A 25,473-nucleotide genomic window follows, 5' to 3' on the forward strand; every position below is an offset into this window, starting at 1 on the left:
CGGCTCGGCCGTGGGCTGCCACGACAGACTCGGCCGTACGACCACGGTGCGAAGGTGCCCGGTGACATCAAGTCACCGGGCACCTCGGAGGACCGAACTCACCGCCTACGAAAGGAGCTTGTAGCCGCTCCAGCCGCTCGCGATCTGCGTCCGCGGACCGAACGAGCCCTTTCCGTCCCCGCTGTTGCGCCACACCTTGCCGCTGGTGTCGCGGGAGACCAGGTCCGGCCTGCCGTCGTCCGTGATGTCGCCGACCCCGACGACCGCGTTGTACGAGCCGCCCCAGTTCGACAGCACCTTGACGCGGGCCGCGAACGTGCCGTCGCCCTTGCCGTTGTAGCGGTAGACGTTGTTGGACGTGTCCTGGGCCAGGAGGTCGGCCTTGCCGTCGCCGGTGATGTCACCGGTGCCGACGATCTTCTTGTAGCCCTTCCAGTTGTCGTAGAGCTTGACGCGGGAGGCGAGCTTGCCGTCGCTCGTCCCCTTGTAGAGGTAGACCGCTCCGGTGGACGAGTTCCTCGCGATCAGGTCCGGGCGTCCGTCGCCGCTCACGTCGCCGGGCGAGGTGAGCGCGTTGTACTGCGTCCAGCCGCTGGTCCCGAGGGTCGTGTACGACGTCGACGGCTTGACCGCCGCCCCGCAGCCCGGCTTGTACAGCCGCAGCGCGCCGCTGCTGTAGCGGACGAGGACGTCGTTGCAGCGGTCGCCGCTGAGGTCGCCGAAGGGGATCGCCATGATGGTCGTGGGCCAGCCGGTGCCCGTGTACTTGTCGCCGAGCTTGCCCGTCCCCGTGCCGCTGTGGAAGGTCAGCCCGCCCGAGGAGTTCAGGGTGAGCAGGTCGCCGCGGCCGTCCGGGCCGTCGGGGCTGACGAAGTCGCGGCGCACCGCGGCTCCGCGCTGCAGGAAGCCCTTGCCGGTGGTCACCGTGTCCGGCGTGGCGGTGCCGAGGCCGGTCGCCTTCAGGGTCCAGGCGAAGTGGCCGTTGGGGAAGTAACTCCCGCTCGCCGTCTTGCCGTTCCAGGTCGCCGTCACCCGGCCCGGGGTCGCGCCGCCGGTGAGGGTGCGGGTGGCCTTGCCGTTCGCGCCGCTCTGTACCGAGGTGAAGGTGAGCGACCAGGAGGTGACCGGACGGGACAGCACCCAGGTGCCCTGGAAGGGCGTCCCCGGGCCCACGTAGTCGCCGGCCGACGCCTCGAAGGCCGTCACGGCGGACGGGACGATGCCCGTGGTGGTGACGTGGGTGCGCTCGTAGTCGTCGAACCAGGCGACCAGGCCGGTGTACTCGTCGACCGTCCAGCGGTAACGGCGGTCCACGGTCAGACCCTTGTCGGCCAGGCCGGAGGCGATCGTGCGCGTGGTGCCGGTGGCCGCCTCGGTGAGGACCAGCGTGCCCGCGCCATGGTCGTGGCGGACGGTGAAGCCGTCGCCGAGAAGCACGTCGCCGGGGGCGACCGCCGTCGACGTACCGGCCTTGGTGTCGTACACGCCCGCCGAGTCCGTTCCGCAGGCCCAGTACACCCAGCGTCCCGCCGCCTGGAGTTCGCTCGGCACGCAGGCCAGGCCCGGGACGGTCACCGTGGTGAGCGTCTTCTCCTGCGGGATGCCGTACGAGGTCAGCTTGCCGACGGTGCCGGCGCTCCACAGGGTGGAGCCGTTCAGGGCGGCGGCACGCACGGACCGCTTGAGCTTCTGGCCCTGGCCGAACTCACCGACGTACTGAGCCGGCGTGGTGCCGCCGGAGTCGAAGACGGCGTAGTCGTCGGAGACGTCGACGATGCGGCCGCCCCGGCCGCCGAAGTCCAGATAGTGGCCGCCGATCTCCACCAGCCGGTCGTCGCCGAGGCTCCCGCCCTCGCCGGTGCCGCCGTTCGAGTCGAGGTAGACGTCCCGGGCGTCGAGGTTCCCCCACAGCGCCGAGCACGTGGCGCCCTCGTACGGGCAGAGGGCGGAGCGGATCGAGCCGCTCGCCGTGGCCTCGGACGCCGTCAGCGTGGCGGAGCCGTCGGTGGTGAGGGTGCGCACGGACGTGGTGTCCGCGGTGGCGTTCGGGTCGTCCTCGGCGACACGCAGGCTGCCGCGGCTGAGCGCGATGCCCGTCTTGGCGTTCTCCACCGCCGGAGCCTGCTGGACCTTCGTCAGGTTCAGCGTGCCGTCCGCGGCCTGGCTCACCCGCTGCACCCACCAGTCGGTGGCGTCGGTGCCGCCGGTGACCAGCGCACTGCCGTCACCCGCCGCCAGCGTGTACTCGCCGGCCCTCGCCAGCAGGGTCTGCTGCACCGAGGGGTCGGTGACGTTGACCGCGAGGAGCTTCGAGCCGAGGTCGCTGGAGGACAGCGGCAGCAGCAGCCAGTCGCCGACCAGGACCGGGTCGCCGTCGAGCGCGCCCGGGTTGACGGGCAGCGTGACGACCTGTTCGCCGGCGGTGAGGTCGGTACGGGACTTCAAGTGCAGTTCGGCGGTGCCGCTGTAGTACCAGCCGACGCGGTCCGCGCTCATCAGGAACGTCGAGTTGCTGGTGGCGCCCGCGAAGGCCTTGGTGCTCACGGCCGACTCGATGTCGATGTACTGGAGCGAGCCGTAGGTGCTGTTCGCCACGAGCACACCCGAGGAGTCCGCGGCGAGGACGTCTTCGCTCCCCACGCTCGTCGCGTCACCGGTGACCTTGCGGGTGCGCCACTCGCCGTCGACCTTGTCGATCAGGGAGTTGGTGGTGACGACGGTGTCCCCGGCGAGGGCCCGGTAGTACCCCTGGCCGTATTGGACGGAGCCGTTCCAGCTCACCTTCCTGGACGTGGCCGTCGCCGGATCCCACAGGGTGGCGTACGCGTCGTTCGCCGTGGTCGGCAGAGCGACCAGGTCGCTGTCGGTGCCGTACCAGGCGATACGGCACCCGGAGCCGATGGACGTGCAGCCGGTGCCCGGGGTGTAGACACCGTCGGCGTTCTCGACGGTGAGGGTCCTGCCGGTCGTGTAGTCGGTCCACAACAGTCCGGTCCTGCCGGTCTGCCGGTGCAGGAAGCCGGTGTCGCCCGCGACGTACGGGCGGTCGGTGCGTGGTGTGGTCGAGCCGGGGTCGACCAGCGTGATCGCGGTGGTGTAGGCCTCGGCCGCTTCCGCGGAGCCGCCGCCCTCCGAGATGACGACGGACGCGGCCACGACGGCAAGCGCGAGCGAGGAGACGACGGCGGCCAGTCCGCCCCGTCCCAGGGCGTGTCTGCCCACGTGATGTTCCCTCCCCTGCGAGGGTCCCTGCCCTCGCACAAGTGGCCGGATCTTACCTGACCCTTACCAAGGGGTGGCGGCGCCTCGGGGCCGGCGAAGCGCGAAATGGACGAAAGCCTATGTTCTATGACGTCGGTCACAGCGCTCCGCCAACCAACCGGCGCACTTAGTAGACGCGACGCGGCAGACATGTAATGATTTGTCCGTATTGACTCGGATGCGGATTCCGGCGCGCGTCCCGTAATTCCGCCCGGCAGGCCCGCGCGCTCGCTGCCCCGTGACGCAAGGCTTCTGACGTCACGTCACCTTTCCCTCCCACCGCAATATGCGGACCGGAGCCCCGCGCACTGCCCCGGCGAGGTTCAGGGACCCCTACGAGGCGACGTAGTGGCGGGACCCCTTTGCGCTCCCTGTCGAGCCGTTCTAAGAATGACGACCCACAGGACGTCGCCGCAGTTCCGGACCGGTTTTCACGCAAAGTCGACCGCGCACCGGACGCTCGGCGTCACCGAGTGAGGCGCTCGGCGTCACCGAGTGAGTAGGAGCCCCCACATGAAGCCGTCCCGAACATCCGCGAGACTCCTGGCTCTCGCTCTCGGCCTGGGTCTGGGTCTGGCCCCCGGCGTGCTGGGCGCGGCGGTGCCGGCGAGCGCCCAGACGGCCGCCACCCCGTCCGCTCCCGCCGGTGCCTCCGTGGCGCGGTACGCCGGGTCGGTCGAGGAGGCCGCGAACAACAAGGCGTTCTTCGAGGCCGTGCGCAAGTCGGTCGCCCAGAAGCGCGCCGCCCAGCCCGGCGCGCAGGCGGTGACCGTCTACTACAACGCCTCCCGGGCACCGAGCTTCCGTTCGCAGATATCGAGCGCGGCCTCGATCTGGAACAGCTCCGAGTCCAACGTCAAGCTCCAGGAGTCGTCGAGCGGTGCCGACTTCTCCTACTACGAGGGCAACGACCCGCGCGGGTCCTACGCCTCCACCAACGGCCACGGAAGCGGCTACGTCTTCCTCGACTACACCCAGAGCCGGCAGTACGACTCGATCCGCGTCGTCACCCACGAGACCGGGCACGTGCTGGGCCTGCCGGACGACTACGGCGGGCCGTGCAACGAGCTGATGTCGGGCGGCACCGCCGGCCCGTCCTGCACCAACCGCTACCCGAACGCCACCGAGCGCTCGCGCGTCGACCAGCTGTGGGCCACCGGACTCGCACAGGCCCCGGGCACGGCGAACCAGCCCTCCGGCCAGCTGAGCACTGCACCGACGGCGCCGACCCTGACACCGGGCCGCGGCCCGTGGCGTTTGCTCGTGGTGCGCTAGCGGTGCGCTAGTGGTGTGCCAGTGGTGCGGCACCCGCCCACCGGTCTGGACAACAAAGAACCCCCGGGCCCACGGCCTGGGGGTCTCTGCTGGAGCGGAGCTCTGTGGGTGCGGCTCGGACAGGCCACACCGGTGGTCGCCGGGCAGCCTGGCGGCGACAACCGGGCGGAGCGGGCCGTACCGGCCTCGTGCGGCTTGCGGCTCACCCGAAACGTCGCATGACCTGCCGTCGTCCAGGAAAGCGTCACCAACCGAGCGCATCCTCGTCGGCCCGGGCGTCCCGGTGATCACTTCCCCGACCTGCATCACGGGGTAGACACGGCGCTCGATGGTCACGGACACGCCGGTGACGGGCTCGGGCGCGGTCCTCCACAGGGGTGGGGAAGAACACCGGAGACGCCGACCGCGCCACGGCGGTCGGACGGCGGTCAGGGCGTGAGAGCGAGGACGCCCAGGGCGTAGCCGTGTTCGTCGATCACGGGGGACACGTGCAGGGTCCGGTCCCGCATTGCGGCTTCCGCCTCGCCGAGTGCGGCCATGGACGAGGTGAACGGACCGCGGTCGAGCGGGATGTCCCGCAGCCGGGTCCGGTCGCTGTACCACGAGCCGCCGCGGTGCGCGGCGAGCTGGGCCCGGGTGACCAGGCCCGCGCACCGCCCGTCCTCGTCCTGGAGGAGCAGGTGCGGGACGCGCGCGCCGATGAGCACGGACAGGGCCACGTCGACCTCCATGTGGTCGTCGACCTGCGGCCCGGGGGCGTGCATGGCGTCGCGGGCGGTCAGACCGGTGCCGTCGGCACTGTCGGTCTGCCGTGTTCGGGGCGGAAACAGCGTCAAGGGCTTGTCCTCTTCGTCGGGGCGGGCAGGACGGGCGACGGCTCGTCCCGCCCGCAGGGAGCGCATCCTCGTGCTTGGGCTATGGGTTGTTCCTCGGGGCAGGCCGACGGGCTCGGCCGGCGGCCCGGCCGCTCTCGGCTCGGCCGGCGGCCCGGCCGCTCTCGGCTCGGCCGGCGGCCCGGCCGCTCTCGGCTCGGCCGGCGGCCCGGCCGCTCTCGGCTCGGCCGGCGGCCCGGCCCCCGCGCTTCCGGTCGGCAGATCCCTTGCCCTCTCGTCGTCCGTCGACCGGTGCGGCGAAGGTGACGGGCACGCCGGAGGGGGTGCGGGCGCCGGTGATGCGATGCAGTTCCGCCTCGCCCGGGCGGATCCGGACGGTACTCGGAGCGATGCCGGCATCGGCCATCAGGCGGTCCACCGCGCGCCGCTGGTGCGGCAGAACAAGGGTGACCACGGTGCCGGACTCGCCGGCGCGTGCCGTACGGCCGCCGCGGTGGAGGTAGTCCTTGTGGTCGCCGGGAGGGTCGACGTTCACGACGAGGTCGAGGCCCGCGATGTGGATTCCGCGGGCGGCGACGTTGGTGGCCACCAGGACCATGACGTGGCCGTCCTTGAACTGGGTGAGCGTCCGGTTGCGCTCTGTCTGGGACTTGCCGCCGTGCAGGGCCGAGGCACGGACCCCGACGGACAGCAGGTGTTCGGCCAGCCGGTCCACCGCGTGCTTGGTGTCCCGGAACATCAGCACCCGTCCGTCGCGAGCGGCGATCTCGGTCGCGGCGGTGTCTTTGTCGGCGTCGCGCACGTGCAGCAGATGGTGCTCCATGGTGGTGACCGATCCCGCAGGTGGGTCGACCGAGTGCACGACGGGATCGTGGAGGTAGCGGCGGACCAGGAGGTCGATGTTGCGGTCCAGGGTGGCCGAGAACAGCAACCGCTGGCCGCGGGACGGGACTTGGTCGAGCAGCGCGGTCACCTGGGGCATGAAGCCCATGTCGGCCATCTGGTCGGCCTCGTCGAGGACGGTGACGGCGACCTGTTCCAGCCGGCAGCCTCGCCGCTCGATGAGGTCCTTGAGACGGCCGGGCGTCGCGACGACGACCTCGGCGCCGGCGCGCAGCGCACTCGCCTGACGGCCTATCGACATGCCGCCCACCACGGTGGCGAGTCGCAGCCGCAGGGCGCGGGCATAGGGGGTGAGCGCGTCGGTGACCTGCTGGGCCAGTTCCCGGGTGGGTACGAGGATGATGGCGAGCGGTTGCCGAGGCTGGGCGCGCTGCCCATCCAGGCGGGCCAGCACCGGCAGGCCGAAGGCGAGCGTCTTGCCCGAGCCGGTGCGACCCCGGCCCAGGACGTCCCGGCCGGCCAGCGCGTTCGGCAGCGTGGCCGCCTGGATCGGGAAGGGCACGGTCAAGCCCTCGGCGCCGAGCGCGGCCAGCAGCCGCGCGGGCATGTCCAGTTCGGAAAACGTCTCGACCGCCGGCAGCGGCTCGGTGTGGGTGACAGGCAGGGCGAACTCCTGTCGGCGCGGGGTGGGGCGTGCGCCCTGGCCGCTCTTTCGTCCGGTGCCCGGACGGGGAGCCTGGCGGCCCGTCCCCTGCGTACGGAAGCGGTTGCCAGGAGTACCGCCGGTGCGACGGGTGCGGTTCATGGAGGAACCTTCCTCGATGCGGCGTATCGAGGAATTCCGTCCAGTGGCGACTGACCGCACGAGGATTCGCAAGAATGAGCCGAAAAATAAGAAGTGCCGGGTCTTGTCGCGCGGAAGCGGGGCGGCCGGCGGTCCGGAAAATCCGGAAAGTGAGAAAAACAATGAGCTGGGGCCCGCACCCCAAGAGTGCGGGCCCCAGCCATATAATGCGCGAACCGCTGGCTCGCGACGATTCGCGTCAGTGTCAGGCGGGAACGATGTTCTCGGCCTGCGGGCCCTTCTGGCCCTGCGTGACGTCGAAGCTAACCTTCTGGCCTTCCTGAAGCTCGCGGAAGCCGCCGTTGCTGATGATGTTCGAGTAGTGGGCGAACACGTCAGCGCCGCCGCCGTCCTGCTCGATGAAGCCGAAGCCCTTTTCCGCGTTGAACCACTTCACGGTGCCAGATGCCATATTGAATCTCCCTTTGGGGGCAGTGCCGGACTCCGCACTTTGCGGAGTCGAGTCGCCGCGATGATCACCCCTCCGGAAGGATCCGGAAAGCTCTGCAAAGAAAAAATCTCTGGCAACCAAAACTGCAACTGCTATCACGTTAACACAGGTCAGGTGGAACCGGCGCCGTTTTTTCGGGATCGCCCGGTAATTCTCATATCGCTGTGGGCCGTATTACTGTATCGGCGAGACTAGGTATCCGTGCCGTGCTCGTCCAGCTTCCGGCGCATTTCCCGGTTCAGGTGGAGGGCGTCGTCGAGCTGGTTCTCAAGAGAGATGATGCGGCACGCGGCCTCGATGGGGGTGCCCTGGTCGACCAGCTCACGGGCGCGGGCGGCGATGCGCAACTGGCGGCGCGAGTAGCGGCGGTGGCCGCCTTCCGAACGCAGGGGAGTGATCAGCCCGGCTTCGCCTACGGCCCGTAGGAAGGCGGGGGTGGTGCCGAGAACGTCGGCGGCCCGCCCCATGGTGTAGGCGGGATAGTCGTCGTCCTCGAGGTTGCCGGCGACGGGGGCGTTCTCAGCGGGCATGGCACCTTCGTTTCGGGGACGCGGCGAGGGACCCGGGTGCGTGTGGCAGCCGTGCTCCAAAGGAGTCAGCACCATGTGCCTCGTGCGACAACCCTAACTCCGGCAGGCACGGACATATGGCCTCGCCGTGACAGATTCTCCCCCGCGCACAGCCCGACGAGTCGCCGTACGTCGCCGAACCCGCTCACTCAGCTCGCGAAGTGGCCCTGCTCCGGTGCCAGCCCGGCGGCGGACATGAGCGATTCGGCGGCCCGCTCGGTCGCCTCCGGTGGCACGACCAGCAGGTCCCGGCGGCCATGGCCGGGGGCCATCAGGACGATGGTGCTCGGTGCGTGCGCCGTGGTGGTCCTGCGCAGCCGTACGACCTGGTTGCAGACGAGCATGCGGCCCGGTGCCCCGGTCCACAGTGTGCCGTTCACCAGGACACTGACGATCTGGCCCCAGGCACACGGCAGGCCGGAGAGCAGTTGCGGGAGTTCCGCCAGGAGATCGAAGGTGCGCGGCCACCAGGCCCCGTCGATACGGCGTGGCACGGTGCTCTCGGGCGCGAGGTACAGGCGGAGGAGGGGCGGGGCTGGTTGCGGGGGCCGTAGTCCGTTGTTCATGAGGCGTCCTGTCGAGAGGTTCGGCGCGGTACGTCGTCCTCGGCCGGACGGTGTTCCTCGGCGGCCAGGAGTGCGCTCGCGGTGAGACGAAGTGCGGGGTCGGCGGCTGCGGTGATCAGCCGGCCGCCGTGGGCTCCGTTCCGGGCGGGACGACCGGCGGGTCCCAGCGGCCGAGGCCGTACGAGAAGATCCTGATCGTGTACGGGTCGAGCCCGGAGGCGAACCAGGAGGCCCTCACGGTGTGGCCGGTCACGGTCAGGTCGCACGGGGCGGTCGGCCAGGTGCTGCGGCCGACGGCGACGTGCCTGACGCGACCTCGCCTCGTGTCGAAGACCTCGGCAAGCGCGGGGAGTTCGGCTGCGAGGTCGCCGGAGCGCGGCAGGCAGGCGCCGTACCCGTGGCCGGGTGGGAAGGCCGGCGGACGCAGGGCGAGCCGTGCGGGAAGCGAAGGAGTGGGGGGCTCCGGCTGGACCGAGCGGCCTTGTCACTGGACGCGTTCATGTCGAGTCCCCTGTCTCCCGGCCGCCGAGCGCTGCTCGGGTGCTGTGGTGCGCGGGGAATGACGCCGACGCGGGAGGCGACGTACGGGAAACTCCTGATTCCTCCGCGGTACTCCGTCGGCTCGGCCCCCTGGCGCGGTCACTTGTGCCGGCCGGGTGGCTCCGGTCGGCATCGGGGCGGGTCCGGCCGAGTCCTCGGAGGTGTGCTGACCTGGTCCGGTGCGTCGGCGTCGGCCGTTCGTCCTTCCCAGGCGTCCTGCGCGCTGGCATAAGCGGGGAAGCGGTCCAGGAGACCGGTGCAGCGGAAGACCAGTTCGGTCGTGTGGTTGTCGTAGACGATGCGTATCCAGCCGTCCCGGGCGCGACAGTCGGACCACGCCTCGCACAGTGGCGGCAGGATGCCGCAGTCGGTGAAGGTCACCTCGCTCAGATCCACGATGAGGAGGAGTCGTCCGGGGCGGGCGGCGCGGGCCTCGGCCAGGGCGCGGACGAGTGGCCCCACGGTCTGCGCGTCCAGCTCGCCGCGTGCGCGGACGAGGCGGCACTCCTCGATGAGCGCGGGCGCTTCGTCCTGAGTGGCCAACGACTCGCGAGGGGAGAGCGGTTGAGGTCGGACGGCAGTCCCGGCCGTGGGCGACCAAGGGGCCGCCTGCCTCATACCGCTTCCCCTGTCATGCCCCCGAGGCGACCGGTCTCTGCGAGCGCCAGCATCCGCGCGGCGGTCAGCGGGTTCTCGGGGTCAGCCGCGGCGGCCAGCAGCCGGGCGGCTGTTCCGGCGGGTTCCTCGGGCGGGACGACCAGGAGCGCCCAGCGTCCCACGGTGCCACAGTCCAGAGTGATGACGTGTGTCTCGCTTCCGGGTGCGGCCGGCTCCACGGCGATCACCCGTCCCGGCGCCATGACCGTGTGCGGGGCGTCGGGCCATTCGGCGGGGTCCACGGTGACTCTTACCGTGGTGCCCGCCTCCGGCTCCAACGAGCCGACGAGCGAGGGCAGTTCGAGTTCCAGCGCGTCGCAGCGCGGCCACCAGGCTCCGTCCAGCGGGCCATGGCTGACGTCGGGGGTGAGGGTCAGGCGCGGCAGGGGCATACGGAACGTGTGCGGGTCGTCCGCGGACGCGCCTTCCGCCGGCGTTCTGCTGGGTTCCATCGTGCGGTCCCGTCCCCGGGAGTCGTGGGACGACTGCCGGTTTCGTCACTCGCCGGGAACGGCACCGCCGGTCGCGCTGCGCGAAAAGCCCTCGGTACGGTCAGGCTACTCCCGGTCGAGGAGAAGCGGGCGGGTCAGTCGTCCGACTGTGTCTTCTCTGCCTCCTCCTGTTCCTCCTGTTGCTCCTGTTCCTTCTGTTCCTCCTGTTCCTCCATCAGGCGGATGCCCTCGTGCGTCAGCGACACGGCCGCGGGGGTCTGGTGCGAGGTCCAGTCCACGCTGATCAGGCCCTCGTCGGCGAGGAAGGCGCAGGCGGCGAAGAGGTCCTCGTCGGGCAGACCCAGCTCGGTGCGGAGCGCCGATCCGCTGACCTCAGGGCGGTTGAGCTCCGCAGCCTCGTACAGGGACCTCAGGACCAACTCGCGGTTGTGCTTGCGTTCGTGGAGTTTCGTCATGGCTGTCGTTCTCCGAGGTGTTGACGGCCGTGTGGGGACGGATGCGACGGCGGATCCTGGTGGCCTCACAGATCCGGGTCACACCTCGTCGGCGTGTGTCTGGTCATGGCCTGTCGATTCGCTGGTCGCAAGCCAGGACCGTGCGGGTTCCGCGGCATGCGCGGTGTCGAGGGTGAGATGGAGCCGGGTCCCTCCTCCGCGGCCGGCGGGGTAGCTGCGCTGCTCGGTCGAGGCGAAGCAGCGCCGGAGCACTTCGGCGACTCGACGGGCGACCTCAGGCGTCGCGGCGACGATGCGGACCTCGGCGTGGCCCTCGGAGGGCAAGGGCTCGTGATCCATACGGACCTCCTGGCAAGCGACGGGCACGAAGCGGTCGCTGCCCGGCAGGCCGGGCGACGGCGCGGGGACTGAGACGCGTTTCCACGACGGCCCCATTCTGAAGGGTATGCCGGGTGAGGTCGGCCGTGCGTGCCACGGCCGACCGGCGCTCCTGCCGGCTGCCAGACCCCCGTGGCCGATCGGAGCCGGCCTGTGCCGGAAAGCAGCGAACACTTGCGGAAGGCCGGTGCCCTGCTCGGCGTCGGCTGCCGCAGCCGTCGGCGACCGCCGGGCCACCGTGGCGGGCCCCGCCCGGAGTACGGTGGAGACACCGAGGGCATGCCGCGTACCGGCTCCGAGACCGGTGCCGCTCTCGGCGACCGACGACGCCGGGGCGGCCTTCGTCCGTGCCCGGGGCAGGGTTCGCCCCATGACCGCGCACATGATTCTCCCGACGACCTCGAACCTGCCCGCGCCCCGACCCGCACCGGGCAGGTCGCGCACGCGGGGCCGACCGAAGCGGGAGCAGGGATCCTCGCCCCACGAGGGAGAACGTCTCCGCCCGCTGACACGTGGCCAGGTCGAGGACCGCCTGCAGGAGCTGGGCGATCTTTACGCGGAGGTCTCCGGTGGCGGCCCATCGGCGTGGAACCAGGCGCGTACCGGATTTCTGCGGCATCTCGCGGCCGACGCGCGACGGCCGGGGTTCTCGCTGCTGATCGCGGAGACCACCGCTTTGACCGGATGCGCCTACGGCTTTCCCGCGCGCAGCGCCGGTCCGTGGTGGGAGGGCTTCGACGGCCGTCTTCCGGTGAGTCTGCTCCGCCGTGCCGCCTCCGGGCGGCTCTTCGTCGTCTCCGGGATCGTCGTCCCGCCCCGCGTACGCCGGGAGTACCAGGACCGTGCCTGGAACCTCGCCCGGCGCCTGCAGCGGCGACTGCTCGCCGACCACGGCGGCGTGCTCGGCGTAACGTTGGTGGATTCCCAGGACGACGGGACCGTTGAGGCGCTGCGGTCCTGGGGGTGGCGAAGCGCCGGAGACGATGCCCGTACAGCCTTGCTGCCCGGCCCGTTCCGCGTTCTGGTGCTGGCTCCGGAGACGTGAGCATCCCCGTCGGGCGATGTCGTCGGTGCTGCCGGGGGGCATCCGGGCCGACAGCTGGTCGCACAGGGTGTCCAGCGGTTCGTGGGCGAGGGCGAGGGCGAAGAAGGCGCTCGGCCCGTGATCCCCGGTGCCCAGGTGGGTTCCGAGTAGCAGTTCCTGCCCGGCTTCGACGTACTGCCCGTTCCCGTCGGGGGTCAGCAACAGAGGCGGCGAGTGCCCCGCACTGGTCCAGCGCAGTTTTCAGGGGCCACCATGCCCCGGGAGACGCCGTCGTCCGTCAGAGGCGTGACCGAGCAGGAGATCGGGACCAGCCGTCCGTCACCCCGCAGGCACCTGCGGCCGTCTCCGGGTGCAGGACGCTGCCCGGCCCCGGCCTCCGGGATCACGGAGGCGTCGGTATCCCGATGGTCCCTCTGCGAGTACCCGGCCGCACGCCCGGCACGACGGCGCCTCCGCGACACCGCTGTACGGCCGCTGCGGCCGAGCCTGTCGCTGACGGTACGGATCGCATCGGCCGTCGCGGTTCTCTCCGAGTGCATGGACGTGTCCGCGGCAGTTCTCCTGTGGCGGAAGGCCAGTTGGCCCGCGGCGGCTGATCACCAGACACAACAACAAGGCCCAGGTCTCCGACCTGGGCCTCAATCATGGAGCGGGTGACGAGAATCGAACTCGCGCTCTCAGCTTGGGAAGCTGATGTTCTACCATTAAACTACACCCGCGTAAGACGCCGACCGAGTCGGTGTCCGAACGCTCGCTCACTGTACCTCATCGCGGACCCCCGGTGCTCTCGCCGTGGGGTCCGTGCGCGTTTCGAGGAGTGGATCCGGCTGCGGGGGAACGGAGTTGGGGCGTACCGTGGGGGTGTGGGAGAGGGTCTCGGCGAGGCCGGAGTGCCGCCTGGAGAGTCGTCTCTTTGATCCCGTAATGTGGCTTTTGTCGTCGCGGCAGTAAGCCAGACGCGGCTCTTGGGGAAGGGACTCTAGGACTTGATGGAACGCACCGTCGTCCGCTGTGCCGATGGGCACGTGTTCAGCACCGCTTCGTTCCCGATGCAGCAGGCCGAGCGGCTCGGCCCCGGCAGGCTCCTCCGGTGTCCACGGTGTGCCCGGCTGCGCAGCGTCGTGCCTGTCGCTCTGGAGAAGCGGTAGCGGTCGCAGAGAAGGCTGTGGTCGGTCGCAGTCCGTAGTCATCGGCGCGCGGGGTCGTCACGATTGTCACGGCTCCGCGCGCCTTGCGTATCCTCTGGACGTGCTTCTCTCAGACAAGGACATCCGGGCCGAGATCGACGCCGGGCGGGTACGGATCGATCCCTACGACGAATCCATGGTGCAGCCGTCGAGCATCGACGTGCGGCTGGACCGTTACTTCCGGGTGTTCGAGAACCACCGGTACCCGCACATCGACCCCTCGGTGGAGCAGGCCGACCTCACGCGGCTCGTGGAGCCGGACGGCGACGAGCCGTTCATCCTGCACCCCGGGGAGTTCGTGCTGGCCTCGACGTACGAGGTCATCACGCTTCCCGACGACCTCGCCTCGCGGCTGGAGGGCAAGTCCTCCCTCGGGCGCCTCGGACTCGTCACCCACTCGACCGCCGGGTTCATCGACCCCGGGTTCTCCGGGCACGTCACCCTCGAACTGTCCAACCTCGCCACCCTGCCGATCAAGCTGTGGCCCGGCATGAAGATCGGGCAGCTGTGCATGTTCCGGCTCACCTCGCCGGCCGAGCACCCCTACGGCAGCGAGCGGTACGGCTCCCGCTACCAGGGCCAGCGCGGGCCCACCGCCTCGCGTTCATTCCTCAACTTCCACCGGACGCAGGTGTGAGCGCGATGAGCGACGTGCGCGAGAACCTGACCTACGAGCGGTTCGGTGTGGCCGTCCGCGAGCTCGCCCAGACCATCGCCGACGACGGGTACGAGCCCGACATAGTGCTCTCCATCGCGCGCGGCGGAGTCTTCGTCGCCGGCGGGCTCGCCTACGCCCTCGACTGCAAGAACCTGCACCTGGTGAACGTCGAGTTCTACACCGGTGTGGGGACCACGCTGGAGATGCCGGTCATGCTCGCGCCCGTCCCCAACGCCATCGACTTCTCCGACAAGAAGGTCCTGATCACCGACGACGTCGCCGACACCGGCAAGACGCTGAAGCTGGTGCGCGACTTCTGCCTCGACACGGTCGCCGAGGTGCGGTCCGCCGTGATCTACGAGAAGTCCCACTCCCTCGTGAAGTGCGAGTACGTGTGGAAGCGGACCGACGAGTGGATCAACTTCCCGTGGAGTGTCGAGCCGCCCGTCGTCCAGCGGGCCGGGCAGGTGCTGGACGCCTGACCCCGGCGCCCAGCCTTCTGGAACGCGCCCAGCTTCTGGCTTGAACGCGTCCAGCCTCTAGAACGTGCCCAGCTTCACGATCGACAGCAGCGCGATCAGCTGGATCGCCGACGCGCCCAGCGCCTTCGGCCAGGGCAGGTCGTGGGAGCGGCTGACCATCAGGGTCAGGAGCGCGGCGGCCGCGACCCAGGTCGCCCAGCCCAGCAGCTGCACGAAGCCCGCGTCGCCGCCGAGGAACATCGCGACGACCAGGCGGGGGGCGTCCGTGATGGACGTGATCAGCATGGACAGGCCCACCGTGGGCTGCCACGCCCCGTCGCCGCCCAGCTGGCGGGCCAGGGTGTGGGTGACCACGCCCAGGATGAACGCGCTCAGCACCATCGCGACCGCCGTCGTCAGGACGATGGGCACCGCGTTGGAGAGCGTGGCGCTGATCGCGTCCTTGCGGGCGCCGTCGAAGCCGAACACGGCGAGGAGGCCGTAGAGGAACGTCACGACGAGGGCGGGGCCCCACATCGTGTAGTCCCGCATTTGGAGGAAGGTCTGGCGTGGGGCGAACACGATGCCCCGCAGCAGTTCCTTCCAGTGCAGGCGCGGCCCGATCGGGCCGGCCGGTGCGGCGCCCGCCCGGTAGGTCCCGCCCTGCTGGTACGGGTCGTCGACCGAGAACGCCTGGGTGTGGCCCGGGTTGTTGGCCGCGTACGGGTCCGGGGCGCCGCCCTGGCCCGGGTAGCCGCCGTAGTCGTCGCCGAAGTACTCCGGTCCGTCGCCGGGCCGGCCGCCCTGGTAGCCGCCGTTCGCCTGCGGCCACTGGGCACCGCCGCCGTACTGCGGCCGCTGCCGCGGATGGGGCTGCGGTGCCGACGGGTAGCCGTGCGGCGGTCCCTGCGGCGCCCGTCCGCCGTACGACGGTCCCTGCGGTCCCTGCTGTCCTTGCGGGGCACGGTTGTCCCGGCCGCCGCGTCCGATCCTGAATCCAGCCACGCCTTCGAACGTACCTGGTCCTGAAGAGTGACGTGCCGGGCCCGGCGGTCCGGGCCCGGCTTTGCTGCCGAGCTGTGACATCCCCTAGGGGGTGTCAAGGGCAACCCGTAGGTGTACGGCCGCTCAGTCCGCGAACAGCGCGCCGAACTGGGGTGTGCCCGACGTGGAGACGCCGACGGAGCCCGGGGCGACGGTGTGGACGCCGGTCGTGACGATCTTCGTGCCGTTGGACGGCAGATACATCACCTGGCCGTCGGCGCTGTTCTCGTACGAGCCCACCAGCAGGTCGGCCTTGCCGTCGCCGTTGACGTCGTCGAGCTTGACGTCCGCGCCGAACAGGTCGTTCTTCTCGTCGCTGCCGGGGACGCCCGCCGTGCTCTGGGCGAAGGCCTGTGCCCCGGAGGCGGTCCGCACCCCGGACGCCGAGCCGTACAGGACGGTTACCTGGCCGGTGTTGGAGACGCCGCCGATGTCCTCGTTCGGGGTGGAGACCACCAGGTCCTGGTAGCCGTCGCCGTTGACGTCGCCCAGGTCGAGGTCCCAGCCGAAGCCGTCGGCCTTCTCCGAGGTGCCGGGGACGTTGCCGGTGTCCTGGGTGATGCCGGTGGTGCTCGCCGGGCCGGAGGCGGAGCCGTAGGTGATGTTCACCTTTCCGCCCTTGGCGGAGTCTGGGATGGTGGTGCCGTCGCCGGTGGTGGCGTCCCAGGAGGCGCCGCTGACGATGTCCCCGAAGCCGTCGCCGTTGATGTCGCCGATGCCGGTGACCGTGCCGGTCTTCAGCTTCTTGGCGGACGCGACGCTCAGGCCGTTCGCGGTGCCGGGCAGCCAGTAGTTGGTGTTCCAGCCGTGCGAGGTGGCCGTCTCGTAGCCGTCGACGATCAGGTCGGTGCGGCCGTCGCCGTTGACGTCACCGGCGGTCAGGTGCATCGGGCCGTACGGGAAGTCGTTGGTGCCCGAATGGATCGGCGGCTTGACGGTGGTCCGCCCGCCGGGCGTGCCGCTGGTGCTGAAGCCGCCCTTGTAGACGTAGATCGTGCTCGCGGAGCTGCCGACGGCCAGGTCGGCCTTGCCGTCGCCGTCGAAGTCGCCGGCGGCCAGGTTCTTGCCCCAGTAGTCGTGGGAGCCGGTGGCCGGGTCGGGGACGTCGATCGCCTTGCCGGTGAGGCCGTTCGCGGAGCCCCAGAGGATGGCGAGGGCGCCGCCGTTGGTGTCGGTGCCGACCTTCTCGCTCGGGGAGCTCACGGCGAGGTCGTCGTAGCCGTCGCCGTTGAAGTCGGCGTACGCCAGCTCGCCGCCGAACATGTCGCCGGCCTCGGCGGTGCCCGGGACGCCGGCGGTGTTCTGGCTGATGGTGGTGTGCTTGGCGTAGGTCACGCCGGAGGTGGTGCCGTAGAGGGCGACGATCTGGCCGGCGTCCTTGTGGCCGCTGACGTAGGCGGTGGCCGCCGAGGTGACGACGTCGCCGATGCCGTCGCCGTTGAAGTCGGCCTGCGCGACCCTGACGGAGTCCGCGGCGGTGGCGGTGGCGGCCGAGATCGAGAGCAGACCGCCCGTCAGCGCGGCCGCGGTGGCCGTCGCGAGGGCGAGTCGCAGATGCGTGTGCATGCGGGGTCTCCTGCGGCATGCGGGGGATGCCTGGCGGGCATCCGCAGTCAATGGTGTGCGGACCGTCCGTGTTCGCCACGGGTTGTCCCGGGGTTCACGGCGCGGTCGCCGATCATGAGACCCGCGCCGACCGGCAGGGGTTGTACGGGAGTTCGATGAATCCCTGCGACGGCAGTTCGGTGAATCCACGCGACGGCTCTCCGCGTGGGCGGAGGAGCGCGTCACCGCACCAGGAACTCCGACGTCGAGAAGGTCACCGAGGGCTTCGCCGCCACGAGTCCCTTCTCCGCTCCCCGGTACACGGCCACCGTGTCCTCGGTCTCCCCCCGGTACGTCCGCACCACCAGGTCGGCCCGTTCGTCGCCGTCGAAGTCACCGGCCGTCAGGACGCGGGTGGTTCCCCGGGCGGGCGGGGCGAGAGTGACCGTGCCCGCCGGTGACAGTCCCTTCGTACGGCCCCGCAGGATGCGCAACCGCGAGCCGCTGGAGACCAGTTCGTCCAGGCCGTCGCCGTCGAAGTCGGCCGCGTCCAGCATCGAGCCGGGCGTGGCGAGGGTGGCGCGGGCGGCCGCCGGGAGGTCGTAGCGCAGGGACGTTTCCGCCATGCCGCCCACCGCCGCGTCCAGTGCCTTGCCCCGGCCGAAGCGGCCGAGGACGACATCGACGCCGCTGGGGAGTACGGCACCGGTGCGGGCCGGTCCGTCCGGGCCGCCCAGGAGCAGGGCCGACTTGGCGGTGCCCTCCGCCGTACGGACGACCAGGTCGTCGTAGCCGTCCCGGTTGACGTCGGCGGCGGGGCCGACCGGCACCTCGCCCGGTGACGGGAGCGGCGCGGCTGCCGCGTGCGGGGCGCCCTTGCGGCTGAACGGGCCGCGCAGATACGACAGTCGGCCGCCCGACGCGTGCAGCACCAGGTCGGACCTGCGGTCCCCGTCGAAGTCGCCGCACACCGGCTGGTCGGGCCAGTCGTTGCCGAAGCGGGCACGGGCGGGGACGGCCAGCTTCACGGCCCGCCCGGTCAGCCCGTCCGGGGACCCGAACAGGATCTGCAGCGGCACCGGGGGCTGCCCCTGCCCGTCGTACGGCGGATCGGTGGACACGACCAGATCGGTGAAGCCGTCGCCGTCCAGGTCGCAGCTCGCCTCCGCGTCGAAGACGGCGGGGAGTTGGCCCTTGGTCGGCGCGGCGTGCGTCTTCGGACCGATCAACTGCCGTGCGCCGGGCGTGAGTCCGTGCGCGCTGCCGTAGACGATCCCGATGCCGGCGTCGTCGGCGTGGCTCTGCTCCTTGACCAGGTCGTCGAGGACGAGGTCGCGGTGGCCGTCGCCGTTGAAGTCGCCCGGGACCTTGCTGCCCCTGCCGTGCGGTACGGGGATCTTCGCCGGGGCGTCCGCGACGGTCACCGGGGTGTGCTCGGCGGTCCCCGTGTCCTCCGTGGGTCCACAGGCGGCCAGCAGCAGCCCCAGCCCGCCGATCACAGCGGTCACCGTCCCGGCTCTTCCACCCCTGCGCACACGCACCGCCCATCTCGTCCACACCCTCGGCAACGCCTGGGCCATGATGCCCGCGTCAGGGACGACGCGACAGCCTGGCGCCCGCGCGGGACGGGCTCACCACCATGTTTCCCCGGGCGCGTCGCCCCGCCCTGCCCCCGTCCGCCGGAGGCACCGGGCAGGATGGGGGCATGAGCGTAGTCAAGATCAACGTACTGACCGTCCCCGCTGAGCAGCGGGAGACGCTGGAGAAGCGGTTCGCGCATCGAGCCCACGCCGTGGAGAACTCCGACGGCTTCGAGTGGTTCGAACTTCTCCGCCCGGTCGAAGGCACCGACAGCTACCTCGTCTACACGCGGTGGCGCGATGAGGAGTCGTTCCAGGCGTGGATGGAGGGGCCCATGAAGGCGGCACACCAGGGCGGTGGGGAGGGCAGCGAGAAGCCGAAGCCTGCCGCCTCGGGCTCGACGCTGTGGTCCTTCGAGGTCGTCCAGCAGGCCGAGCCCAAGAACGCATAGCCCATCCCTATGCGAATCGTCCCGCTTAAGAAGACATCTCATTTGGCCAGTCTGCGGTAGCAGATGAGGGCTGCGGCGATGCTCGCGAACGCGAGGAAGTGTTCGGCCTTGCGTTCGTAGCGGCAGTGGAGTCGGCGGCAGCCGGCGGGCCAGGCCATGGTGCGTTCGATGGTCCAGCGGTGTCGGCCGAGTCGCTGTGAGGTTTCGACACCCTTGCGGGCAATGCGGTGCCGGATGCCACGCTGAGACAGCCATCCCCGCAGGTGGCGATAGCCGTAGCCCTTGTCGGCGTGATCAAGGTCGAGCCATCGCGCTTGGGCCTGACAGCCTGACTCTCACAGGCGGCGCGGTCACCAATTGACTTGGGTGTGGCTCTCCTTGAGCGACGGCCACGCCCAACTGACCTACGCCTGCTCCTTGTAAACGGCTTCGATGTTGTTGCCGTCCGGGTCGTCCACGAACGCGCAATAGGCGCGGTACTCAGGCCAAAGCCGGGGTTCGTACCGGGACGTGCCACCAGCGGTCAGGGCGGCCTCATGGAAGGTGTCAACCGAGGCTCGGTCGCGTGCGGTGAACGCGATGTGTGCGCCCCGGGTCACCGTGGCGTCGCCCGCGGGGTACAGACCGAAGGAAGGAGTGTCCAGCTCCTCTTCCCAGAACTCCGCTCCGCCGTCAGCCGCTTCCCCGACGACACCGAGAGGCTTGAGCGCGGCAGTGTAGAAGCGGGTGCTTGCCTCGAGGTCCGAGGCGATGAAGGTGACGTGGTGGATGAAGGGCCATCGTTGTGTCATGACCGCGCAGACTACGAGTGCCGACGTCAAAGCCTGGCTCCGAGCTTGATGTGGCACCGAGTACGTCGACCCTGGCGGCGGCAAGGGCTCATACGCTGCATCCCGTCCGCACTACCTGGGAGAGCCACACCCAATTGAGATGATTTCTAAGGGCTTCTTCGACGGTAACTGAGTCGCAACCTTTTCCACCGGGTTCAAGGCGGCCCGCCTACGGCAGTCCGCGCGCGCTGGCGGTCACGTGCCGCCGCCGCTCCTTGTCTCCGCCACCGCTCCGGCGGCCCCCACCCGCTCAGCGCGCAGCCCTGCCAAGGCCGGACAGCCAGACCGTGAAGGAACTCGACCTCTCCTAGCACCAGGACCAGGCTGCCGCCCGCCAAGGATGGCCACGCCACCATGCGCACACCGCTTCAAGGCCGCAAGGCTCTCAGTGTCGCAGCCCAAGCCCAATGGCCAGGCCACGTCGATAATGCCCAAGCCGAGGAGGGACGAGGCCAGCGACGCTTCGAGAAGGCGTTGCTGAGGCCGGTACGGGGTTACTGGAAACACACGTGACGGGTGCTCGTTTGACGCACCCGCCGCTGTGGCTGACTTTCGGTGGCTCAGGTCAGAACCTCTCTCCAACTCGGCTACATGAAATTGGAGTTGTCAGGAACTTTTCCCCGATGTGGCGGACTTGGGTCGAGATCCCTTTTACGTCAGCCTGACGAGATTCCCCCCATGGTGCCGCGGCAACTGAACCGCCCGACAGATCCGCAGAGCGAAGCCCCACCAGCTCAAAACCTCAGTCTTTCCTCAAGGGCTTCACGGAACCCTCGCTTCCGGCATGTTCCTGTCATACGGTCAATGCGTCCGACGCCCTCAGGGCGATCCCCACCGGATAGGCACTTCCGTGAAAATCACCGCACGTCGCACCATGTTTGTTCCTGCAACCGCATTCCTGCTCTGCACGGCTCTGGCTGGGCCTGCGTGGGCCGATGATGAGACACCGCCCCTCGCGTCGACGGCATCTGCACAAGCCGACACCTCAGCCATCAACACGTCCCCGCCCGAGGAGCCCGACGAAAGCACCACCGACGTCCCCTCTGACGAAGTCGACAAGGAGCCTGCGGGGCCTGCTGAGCCCAAGCCACTTCCCGGGGATGTCCCTGCCTTCCGTGACTGTGCTCCCGCGCACGGCGTTTACATTCCCACCAAGCAGGGACGCCAGTACCACAAGGCGGTGGGACCGAGGAACTCAAACCACAACGCCACCTCCAGAACCGCCAAGTCCACATTCACCTCGGAGGTTACGGGCGAGGTTGGCGTATCCGTATCCACCGAGACGGACGTCTCAATTAACACGATGCTCCTTAAGATCAAGCAAAAGTTCGATGTCACCGTGTCCGCCAAGTTGACGGCCAAGCTGGGCAACTCAATCTCGGTCGATACCCCGCCGCACAAGACCACCAACGCCGTATACGGCGTATGGCGACTTAAGCACACGGGCAAGAGCTACTGGCTGCACCAGAACTGCACCACCACACCCGAAAAGACCGTCGTCAGCTACTCCCCCTACCGCGTGGGCTGGTACCTGTGGGAAGGCTGAACCTGATCGCCTCCGCAGCGACCCTGTCCGTTGTAGGTGTGCTCGTCGCCGGCTGCACTGAGAGCAGTGACAGCCATAAGGCCGCCCCGAATTCTTCGCCGCGCCCTTCGTCCTCTCCGACACAGACATCATCGTCCGATCGAGGCGAGCACATCCCCGGCGAGTCCACAACAAAAGCGCCGACCCTGCCGGAGGGATACGTAGTCGCTAAGGCGGCGAACGTTACTGGCAACCGGGAGATGGAGATAAAGGGCGGTCTCAAGAGCGGTCCCTTGTCCATCATGGTGAACTGTCAAGGCAAGGGAAAACTGATAGTTGCAGTCAGACCGGTCGGGCTAAGTTTTCCGCTGGAATGCATCGCAGGGGAAGTCAGTAGCACTTACAACCAGCTGACTCTGAAGCGCTCCCGCGAACAGGGGACCGTGAGCGTGACAGCGCCCTCTACCGTGCGTTGGGCAATCACCGTGGGTGATTGACCGACGGAGACAGCGGATCCCCTGTCGTGTCACGAAGTGACGCAGGCACGGACAAGCTGGACGAGGGGCCCACTGATCTCAGTTAGGCCCCTCGCTACGGCTCAGTCACCCAGTTCGATTCCGAGGCTGTCCGCCAGTTCGCGGAGATCCAACCATCGGAAGATGACCGTGGCGGGTCAGAGCCTGGCTGCCTTCCAGTGCCCAGTCATCGACATCGGCGACTTTCCTCCTCAGTCCTCGCCGGAGGCCTAGGCGGGCTTGCCCGGGGTCCCCTTCCGCGGCCAGTAGGAGAAGCCGTTGCCGGTGTACCAGTCCAGGCGGGTGTTGCCGCAAGCACCGCTGTGCACGTCGAGGAAGTCGTAGTCGACAGCCTTGATGGACTTCTTGGGGAAGGACACGGAGATCTCCGTGGTGACGGTGCCGTGCGAGGGGATCGTGCCCAGGGGCAGGGCCTGGGAGTTCCACAGGGGCAGCGTGCCGTTGGTCTTGCTGTTCCAGCGCAGCGCCATCGCGTGCCAAGAGCCCTTGCCGACGCGCCACCGAACATGGGGCGCGGGGCCCCGGTTCTTCATGAGGTTGCCGATGGCGAAGACATATGAGGCCTTGGTGAGCGCTGTGTTCTCGGTGTTGTGGAGCCGGAGCGTGGCGTAGAGCGGAACGCCGGGCTTCTGTGCGGTGGGTACAACCGATCCGGCCGCGTCCGAGACCGATACCGCTCCGTACCGGCAGGTGTATCCGATGGCGGCGTCCTTGGGCCGAGCGGCAGCCGCGGCGCCGTGGGCGGCGAGCGCGCTGAGGACGCAAGCGGTGGCGGCGAGAACGGCGCCGTGGCGAATAGTGGTGTTCAACATCTCCTCCTCATCGCCTCGATGCCACAGTGACCGCGACCTGCCGTCAATGATCTTTGCGGGATCATTGCGTACTGGAGGACTGGGCGTCGTCCTCCGTCCGGAAGAGCGGGGTCAGCCTCGTCTGGACTGGCTCGCGGCGCCCAACTGCTGCCTGATCCACCGGTTTCGGTCCCGCGTCAACCGCCGCTCTTGGGCCGTGAGCTCCTGAAGCATGGCGAGGCGGGCCCGAAGGGCGCCTAGCGGACAGCGGACAGCGGGCAGCGGCGGCGGACAGCGAGCGGCGACAGCTGAAGCGGATATACGACGGCGCCCCCTGCCCGTGCGGGTCAGGGGGCGCCGTCGGCCTTCAGGGGGGCCGGGCGGAGGCCGTCGGCCGTTCCGCGGTCGGCTACTTCACCGGCTCGGGCTCCGGCTCGTTCTCCGTTTCCTGCGTGCCCGCCGGGTCCACCGGCGTCCTGACGGAGTCGAGGAGGAGCTGGGCGACGTCCACGACCTGGATGGATTCCTTGGCCTTGCCGTCGTTCTTCTTGCCGTTGACGGAGTCGGTGAGCATGACGAGGCAGAAGGGGCAGGCGGTGGAGACGATGTCCGGGTTGAGGGAGAGGGCCTCGTCGACGCGCTCGTTGTTGATGCGCTTGCCGATCCGCTCCTCCATCCACATCCGGGCGCCGCCGGCGCCACAGCAGAAGCCGCGCTCCTTGTGGCGGTGCATCTCCTCGTTGCGCAGGCCCGGGACCTTGCCGATGATCTCGCGCGGGGGCGTGTAGATCTTGTTGTGGCGGCCCAGGTAGCACGGGTCGTGGTAGGTGATGATGCCCTCGACCGGGGTGACCGGGATCAGCTTGCCCTCGTCCACGAGGTGCTGGAGCAGCTGGGTGTGGTGGATGACCTCGTAGTCGCCGCCGAGCTGCGGGTACTCGTTGCCGAGGGTGTTCAGGCAGTGCGGGCAGGTGGCGACGATCTTCTTCGCCGACTTCGGCTTCTTCGACTCCGCGGTGACCTTGCCGTCGTCGTCCAGCTCCTCGCCGAACGCCGTGTTCAGGGCCATGACGTTCTCCATGCCGAGCTCCTGGAACAGGGGCTCGTTGCCCAGGCGGCGGGCGGAGTCACCGGTGCACTTCTCGTCGCCGCCCATGATCGCGAACTTCACGCCCGCGATGTGCAGCAGTTCGGCGAAGGCCTTCGTCGTCTTCTTGGCGCGGTCCTCCAGGGCGCCGGCGCAGCCGACCCAGTACAGGTACTCGACCTCGGAGAGGTCCTCGATGTCCTTGCCGACGACCGGGACCTCGAAGTCGACCTCCTTGGTCCACTCCAGGCGCTGCTTCTTTGCCAGGCCCCAGGGGTTGCCCTTCTTCTCCAGGTTCTTGAGCATCGTGCCCGCCTCGGACGGGAACGCGGACTCGATCATGACCTGGTAGCGGCGCATGTCGACGATGTGGTCGACGTGTTCGATGTCCACGGGGCACTGCTCGACGCAGGCGCCGCAGGTGGTGCAGGACCACAGCACGTCCGGGTCGATGACGCCGTTCTCCTCGGCGGTGCCGATCAGCGGGCGCTCGGCCTCCGCCAGCGCGGACGCCGGGACGTTCTTCAGTGCCTCGGCCGAGGCCTTCTCCTCGCCCTCCATGGTCTTGCCGCCGCCGGCCAGCAGGTACGGCGCCTTGGCGTGCGCGTTGTCGCGCAGCGACATGATCAGGAGCTTGGGGGAGAGCGGCTTGCCGGTGTTCCAGGCGGGGCACTGCGACTGGCAGCGGCCGCACTCGGTGCAGGTGGAGAAGTCCAGCAGGCCCTTCCAGGAGAACTGCTCGACCTGGGAGACGCCGAAGACGTCGTCGTCACCGGGGTCGGTGAAGTCGATCGGCTTGCCGCCGGAGGTCATGGGCAGCAGCGCGCCGAGCGAGGTCTCGCCGTCCGCGTTCCGCTTGAACCAGATGTTCGGGAAGGCGAGGAAGCGGTGCCAGGCGATACCCATGTCGGTCATCAGGGCGACCGTGATCATCCAGATGAAGGACGCCGCGATCTTCAGGCCGGCGAAGAGGTAGGTGAGGTTCTGGAGCGTGGAGACGTCCAGGCCCTCCAGCCACGACACCACCGGGTACGAGATGAAGAACGAGGCCTCGTAGCCGTCGACGTGGTGCTGGGCGCCCTCCAGCGCGTGCAGCATGAAGATGCAGACGCCGACGATGAGGATGATGGCCTCGACGAAGTACGCCTGGCCGAAGTTGGAGCCGGCGAAGCGGGACTTGCGGCCCGGCTTGTTCGGCTTGCTCAGCTGACGGATCACGATCAGGACCGCGATGCCGAGCACCGTCATGGTGCCGATGAACTCGACATAGACGTTGTACGGCGCCCACTCGCCGATGACCGGCAGGATCCAGTCGGCCTGGAACAGCTGGCCGATGGCGTTGACGATCGTCAGCAGCAGGGTGAAGAAGCCCACCGCCACGAACCAGTGCGCGATACCGACGATGCCCCACCGGTTCATCCGGGTGTGGCCGAGGAACTCCTTGACCACGGTGAGGGTGCGCCGGCCGGGCTCGTCGGTGCGCGTGCCCGCGGGCACGCTCTGGCCGAGCCGCATGAAGTTGAAGATCTGCAGGACGGCGCGGGCGAACAGGGCGACGCCGACCACGATCAGAACCAGCGACACGATGATCGCGGCGAGTTGCATTTC

At 69.3% G+C, this 25,473-nt stretch carries 22 protein-coding genes, 1 tRNA gene and 2 pseudogenes; 6 read left to right on the forward strand and 19 right to left on the reverse strand.

What is annotated here, in order from left to right:
* Positions 1 to 105: 105 nt before the first annotated feature.
* Entirely contained in the window at positions 106 to 3,222 is a 3,117-nt protein-coding gene (locus AB0I54_RS14465) for a VCBS repeat-containing protein (protein WP_363296301.1), read from the reverse strand.
* 552 nt (positions 3,223 to 3,774) lie between these two features.
* Between AB0I54_RS14465 and snpA the strand changes: the two are divergent.
* Positions 3,775 to 4,422 (forward strand): annotated as a pseudogene (snpA, locus tag AB0I54_RS14470) (snapalysin); the annotation flags it as partial.
* Between the two features lie 542 nt (positions 4,423 to 4,964).
* Here snpA and AB0I54_RS14475 read toward each other — a convergent pair.
* The 10 genes from AB0I54_RS14475 to AB0I54_RS14520 form a co-directional block, all read right to left on the reverse strand.
* Positions 4,965 to 5,372 carry a CBS domain-containing protein gene (locus AB0I54_RS14475; protein ID WP_363296302.1) on the reverse strand — a complete coding sequence of 136 codons (408 nt, stop codon included), beginning with the start codon at positions 5,370 to 5,372 and terminating at the stop codon, positions 4,965 to 4,967.
* Between the two features lie 79 nt (positions 5,373 to 5,451).
* Positions 5,452 to 7,017 (reverse strand): DEAD/DEAH box helicase, encoded by a 1,566-nt coding sequence (locus AB0I54_RS14480; protein ID WP_363296303.1) that lies wholly within the window; start codon positions 7,015 to 7,017, stop codon positions 5,452 to 5,454.
* A gap of 244 nt (positions 7,018 to 7,261) precedes the next feature.
* A complete protein-coding gene (locus AB0I54_RS14485; protein WP_067116135.1) occupies positions 7,262 to 7,468 on the reverse strand; it encodes a cold-shock protein in 207 nt (68 codons plus the stop codon).
* A 230-nt stretch (positions 7,469 to 7,698) separates the two neighbouring features.
* Entirely contained in the window at positions 7,699 to 8,037 is a 339-nt protein-coding gene (locus AB0I54_RS14490) for a MerR family transcriptional regulator (RefSeq protein ID WP_363296304.1), read from the reverse strand.
* A 188-nt stretch (positions 8,038 to 8,225) separates the two neighbouring features.
* On the reverse strand, positions 8,226 to 8,642 hold the full coding sequence (locus AB0I54_RS14495; RefSeq protein ID WP_363296305.1) for a DUF5994 family protein: 417 nt from the start codon (positions 8,640 to 8,642) through the stop codon (positions 8,226 to 8,228).
* A gap of 115 nt (positions 8,643 to 8,757) precedes the next feature.
* The gene (locus tag AB0I54_RS14500; RefSeq protein ID WP_363296523.1) at positions 8,758 to 9,069 is read right to left on the reverse strand and encodes a DUF5994 family protein; all 312 of its coding nucleotides are present in this window, start codon (positions 9,067 to 9,069) and stop codon (positions 8,758 to 8,760) included.
* Positions 9,070 to 9,281: 212 nt separating this feature from the next.
* The gene (locus tag AB0I54_RS14505; protein ID WP_363296306.1) at positions 9,282 to 9,725 is read right to left on the reverse strand and encodes an STAS domain-containing protein; all 444 of its coding nucleotides are present in this window, start codon (positions 9,723 to 9,725) and stop codon (positions 9,282 to 9,284) included.
* 71 nt (positions 9,726 to 9,796) lie between these two features.
* Positions 9,797 to 10,291: a DUF5994 family protein gene (locus AB0I54_RS14510; protein ID WP_363296307.1), complete on the reverse strand. Its 495-nt coding sequence runs from the start codon at positions 10,289 to 10,291 to the stop codon at positions 9,797 to 9,799.
* A gap of 134 nt (positions 10,292 to 10,425) precedes the next feature.
* Complete coding sequence (locus AB0I54_RS14515) at positions 10,426 to 10,746, reverse strand: hypothetical protein (RefSeq protein ID WP_363296308.1); 321 nt, start codon at positions 10,744 to 10,746, stop codon at positions 10,426 to 10,428.
* Positions 10,747 to 10,824: 78 nt separating this feature from the next.
* On the reverse strand, positions 10,825 to 11,085 hold the full coding sequence (locus AB0I54_RS14520) for a hypothetical protein (RefSeq protein WP_363296309.1): 261 nt from the start codon (positions 11,083 to 11,085) through the stop codon (positions 10,825 to 10,827).
* Positions 11,086 to 11,494: 409 nt separating this feature from the next.
* On the opposite strand from AB0I54_RS14520, the gene AB0I54_RS14525 reads away from it, so the two are divergent.
* Positions 11,495 to 12,169, forward strand: coding sequence for a hypothetical protein (locus AB0I54_RS14525; RefSeq protein WP_363296310.1), 675 nt, complete (start codon positions 11,495 to 11,497; stop codon positions 12,167 to 12,169).
* Between the two features lie 645 nt (positions 12,170 to 12,814).
* Here AB0I54_RS14525 and AB0I54_RS14530 read toward each other — a convergent pair.
* Positions 12,815 to 12,888, reverse strand: a tRNA-Gly gene (locus AB0I54_RS14530).
* A 529-nt stretch (positions 12,889 to 13,417) separates the two neighbouring features.
* On the opposite strand from AB0I54_RS14530, the gene dcd reads away from it, so the two are divergent.
* Entirely contained in the window at positions 13,418 to 13,993 is a 576-nt protein-coding gene (gene dcd, locus AB0I54_RS14535) for a dCTP deaminase (RefSeq protein ID WP_363296311.1), read from the forward strand.
* A gap of 5 nt (positions 13,994 to 13,998) precedes the next feature.
* Positions 13,999 to 14,496 carry a phosphoribosyltransferase gene (locus AB0I54_RS14540; protein ID WP_363296312.1) on the forward strand — a complete coding sequence of 166 codons (498 nt, stop codon included), beginning with the start codon at positions 13,999 to 14,001 and terminating at the stop codon, positions 14,494 to 14,496.
* A gap of 57 nt (positions 14,497 to 14,553) precedes the next feature.
* On the opposite strand, the gene AB0I54_RS14545 is transcribed toward AB0I54_RS14540, so the two are convergent.
* The 3 genes from AB0I54_RS14545 to AB0I54_RS14555 form a co-directional block, all read right to left on the reverse strand.
* Complete coding sequence (locus AB0I54_RS14545) at positions 14,554 to 15,561, reverse strand: YIP1 family protein (protein WP_363296313.1); 1,008 nt, start codon at positions 15,559 to 15,561, stop codon at positions 14,554 to 14,556.
* A 42-nt stretch (positions 15,562 to 15,603) separates the two neighbouring features.
* Entirely contained in the window at positions 15,604 to 17,085 is a 1,482-nt protein-coding gene (locus tag AB0I54_RS14550; protein ID WP_363296314.1) for an FG-GAP and VCBS repeat-containing protein, read from the reverse strand.
* A gap of 221 nt (positions 17,086 to 17,306) precedes the next feature.
* The gene (locus AB0I54_RS14555) at positions 17,307 to 18,572 is read right to left on the reverse strand and encodes a VCBS repeat-containing protein (protein WP_363296315.1); all 1,266 of its coding nucleotides are present in this window, start codon (positions 18,570 to 18,572) and stop codon (positions 17,307 to 17,309) included.
* A gap of 197 nt (positions 18,573 to 18,769) precedes the next feature.
* On the opposite strand from AB0I54_RS14555, the gene AB0I54_RS14560 reads away from it, so the two are divergent.
* Positions 18,770 to 19,096, forward strand: coding sequence for an antibiotic biosynthesis monooxygenase (locus tag AB0I54_RS14560; RefSeq protein ID WP_363296316.1), 327 nt, complete (start codon positions 18,770 to 18,772; stop codon positions 19,094 to 19,096).
* 38 nt (positions 19,097 to 19,134) lie between these two features.
* Here AB0I54_RS14560 and AB0I54_RS14565 read toward each other — a convergent pair.
* Together AB0I54_RS14565 and AB0I54_RS14570 are read right to left on the reverse strand one after the other, a co-directional pair.
* Positions 19,135 to 19,338 (reverse strand): annotated as a pseudogene (locus AB0I54_RS14565) (transposase); the annotation flags it as partial.
* 162 nt (positions 19,339 to 19,500) lie between these two features.
* On the reverse strand, positions 19,501 to 19,887 hold the full coding sequence (locus tag AB0I54_RS14570; RefSeq protein WP_363296317.1) for a VOC family protein: 387 nt from the start codon (positions 19,885 to 19,887) through the stop codon (positions 19,501 to 19,503).
* Positions 19,888 to 20,776: 889 nt separating this feature from the next.
* On the opposite strand from AB0I54_RS14570, the gene AB0I54_RS14575 reads away from it, so the two are divergent.
* The gene (locus AB0I54_RS14575) at positions 20,777 to 21,472 is read left to right on the forward strand and encodes a hypothetical protein (protein WP_363296318.1); all 696 of its coding nucleotides are present in this window, start codon (positions 20,777 to 20,779) and stop codon (positions 21,470 to 21,472) included.
* A gap of 724 nt (positions 21,473 to 22,196) precedes the next feature.
* On the opposite strand, the gene AB0I54_RS14580 is transcribed toward AB0I54_RS14575, so the two are convergent.
* Together AB0I54_RS14580 and AB0I54_RS14585 are read right to left on the reverse strand one after the other, a co-directional pair.
* On the reverse strand, positions 22,197 to 22,799 hold the full coding sequence (locus tag AB0I54_RS14580) for a hypothetical protein (protein ID WP_363296319.1): 603 nt from the start codon (positions 22,797 to 22,799) through the stop codon (positions 22,197 to 22,199).
* A gap of 388 nt (positions 22,800 to 23,187) precedes the next feature.
* Positions 23,188 to 25,470 carry a (Fe-S)-binding protein gene (locus AB0I54_RS14585; RefSeq protein ID WP_363296320.1) on the reverse strand — a complete coding sequence of 761 codons (2,283 nt, stop codon included), beginning with the start codon at positions 25,468 to 25,470 and terminating at the stop codon, positions 23,188 to 23,190.
* Between the last annotated feature and the right edge of the window lie 3 nt (positions 25,471 to 25,473).

Source organism: Streptomyces sp. NPDC050625, from assembly GCF_040654755.1.
Lineage (GTDB): Bacteria > Actinomycetota > Actinomycetes > Streptomycetales > Streptomycetaceae > Streptomyces.

Coding starts and splice junctions, on each gene's coding strand:
- AB0I54_RS14480 (WP_363296303.1), bottom strand. CDS start 7,017: ATGAACCGCACCCGTCGCACCGGCGGTACTCCTGGCAACCGCTTCCGT.
- AB0I54_RS14485 (WP_067116135.1), bottom strand. CDS start 7,468: ATGGCATCTGGCACCGTGAAGTGGTTCAACGCGGAAAAGGGCTTCGGC.
- AB0I54_RS14490 (WP_363296304.1), bottom strand. CDS start 8,037: ATGCCCGCTGAGAACGCCCCCGTCGCCGGCAACCTCGAGGACGACGAC.
- AB0I54_RS14495 (WP_363296305.1), bottom strand. CDS start 8,642: ATGAACAACGGACTACGGCCCCCGCAACCAGCCCCGCCCCTCCTCCGC.
- AB0I54_RS14510 (WP_363296307.1), bottom strand. CDS start 10,291: ATGGAACCCAGCAGAACGCCGGCGGAAGGCGCGTCCGCGGACGACCCG.
- AB0I54_RS14515 (WP_363296308.1), bottom strand. CDS start 10,746: ATGACGAAACTCCACGAACGCAAGCACAACCGCGAGTTGGTCCTGAGG.
- AB0I54_RS14520 (WP_363296309.1), bottom strand. CDS start 11,085: ATGGATCACGAGCCCTTGCCCTCCGAGGGCCACGCCGAGGTCCGCATC.
- AB0I54_RS14525 (WP_363296310.1), top strand. CDS start 11,495: ATGACCGCGCACATGATTCTCCCGACGACCTCGAACCTGCCCGCGCCC.
- AB0I54_RS14540 (WP_363296312.1), top strand. CDS start 13,999: ATGAGCGACGTGCGCGAGAACCTGACCTACGAGCGGTTCGGTGTGGCC.
- AB0I54_RS14545 (WP_363296313.1), bottom strand. CDS start 15,561: ATGTCACAGCTCGGCAGCAAAGCCGGGCCCGGACCGCCGGGCCCGGCA.
- AB0I54_RS14550 (WP_363296314.1), bottom strand. CDS start 17,085: ATGCACACGCATCTGCGACTCGCCCTCGCGACGGCCACCGCGGCCGCG.
- AB0I54_RS14560 (WP_363296316.1), top strand. CDS start 18,770: ATGAGCGTAGTCAAGATCAACGTACTGACCGTCCCCGCTGAGCAGCGG.
- AB0I54_RS14570 (WP_363296317.1), bottom strand. CDS start 19,887: ATGACACAACGATGGCCCTTCATCCACCACGTCACCTTCATCGCCTCG.
- AB0I54_RS14580 (WP_363296319.1), bottom strand. CDS start 22,799: ATGTTGAACACCACTATTCGCCACGGCGCCGTTCTCGCCGCCACCGCT.
- AB0I54_RS14585 (WP_363296320.1), bottom strand. CDS start 25,470: ATGCAACTCGCCGCGATCATCGTGTCGCTGGTTCTGATCGTGGTCGGC.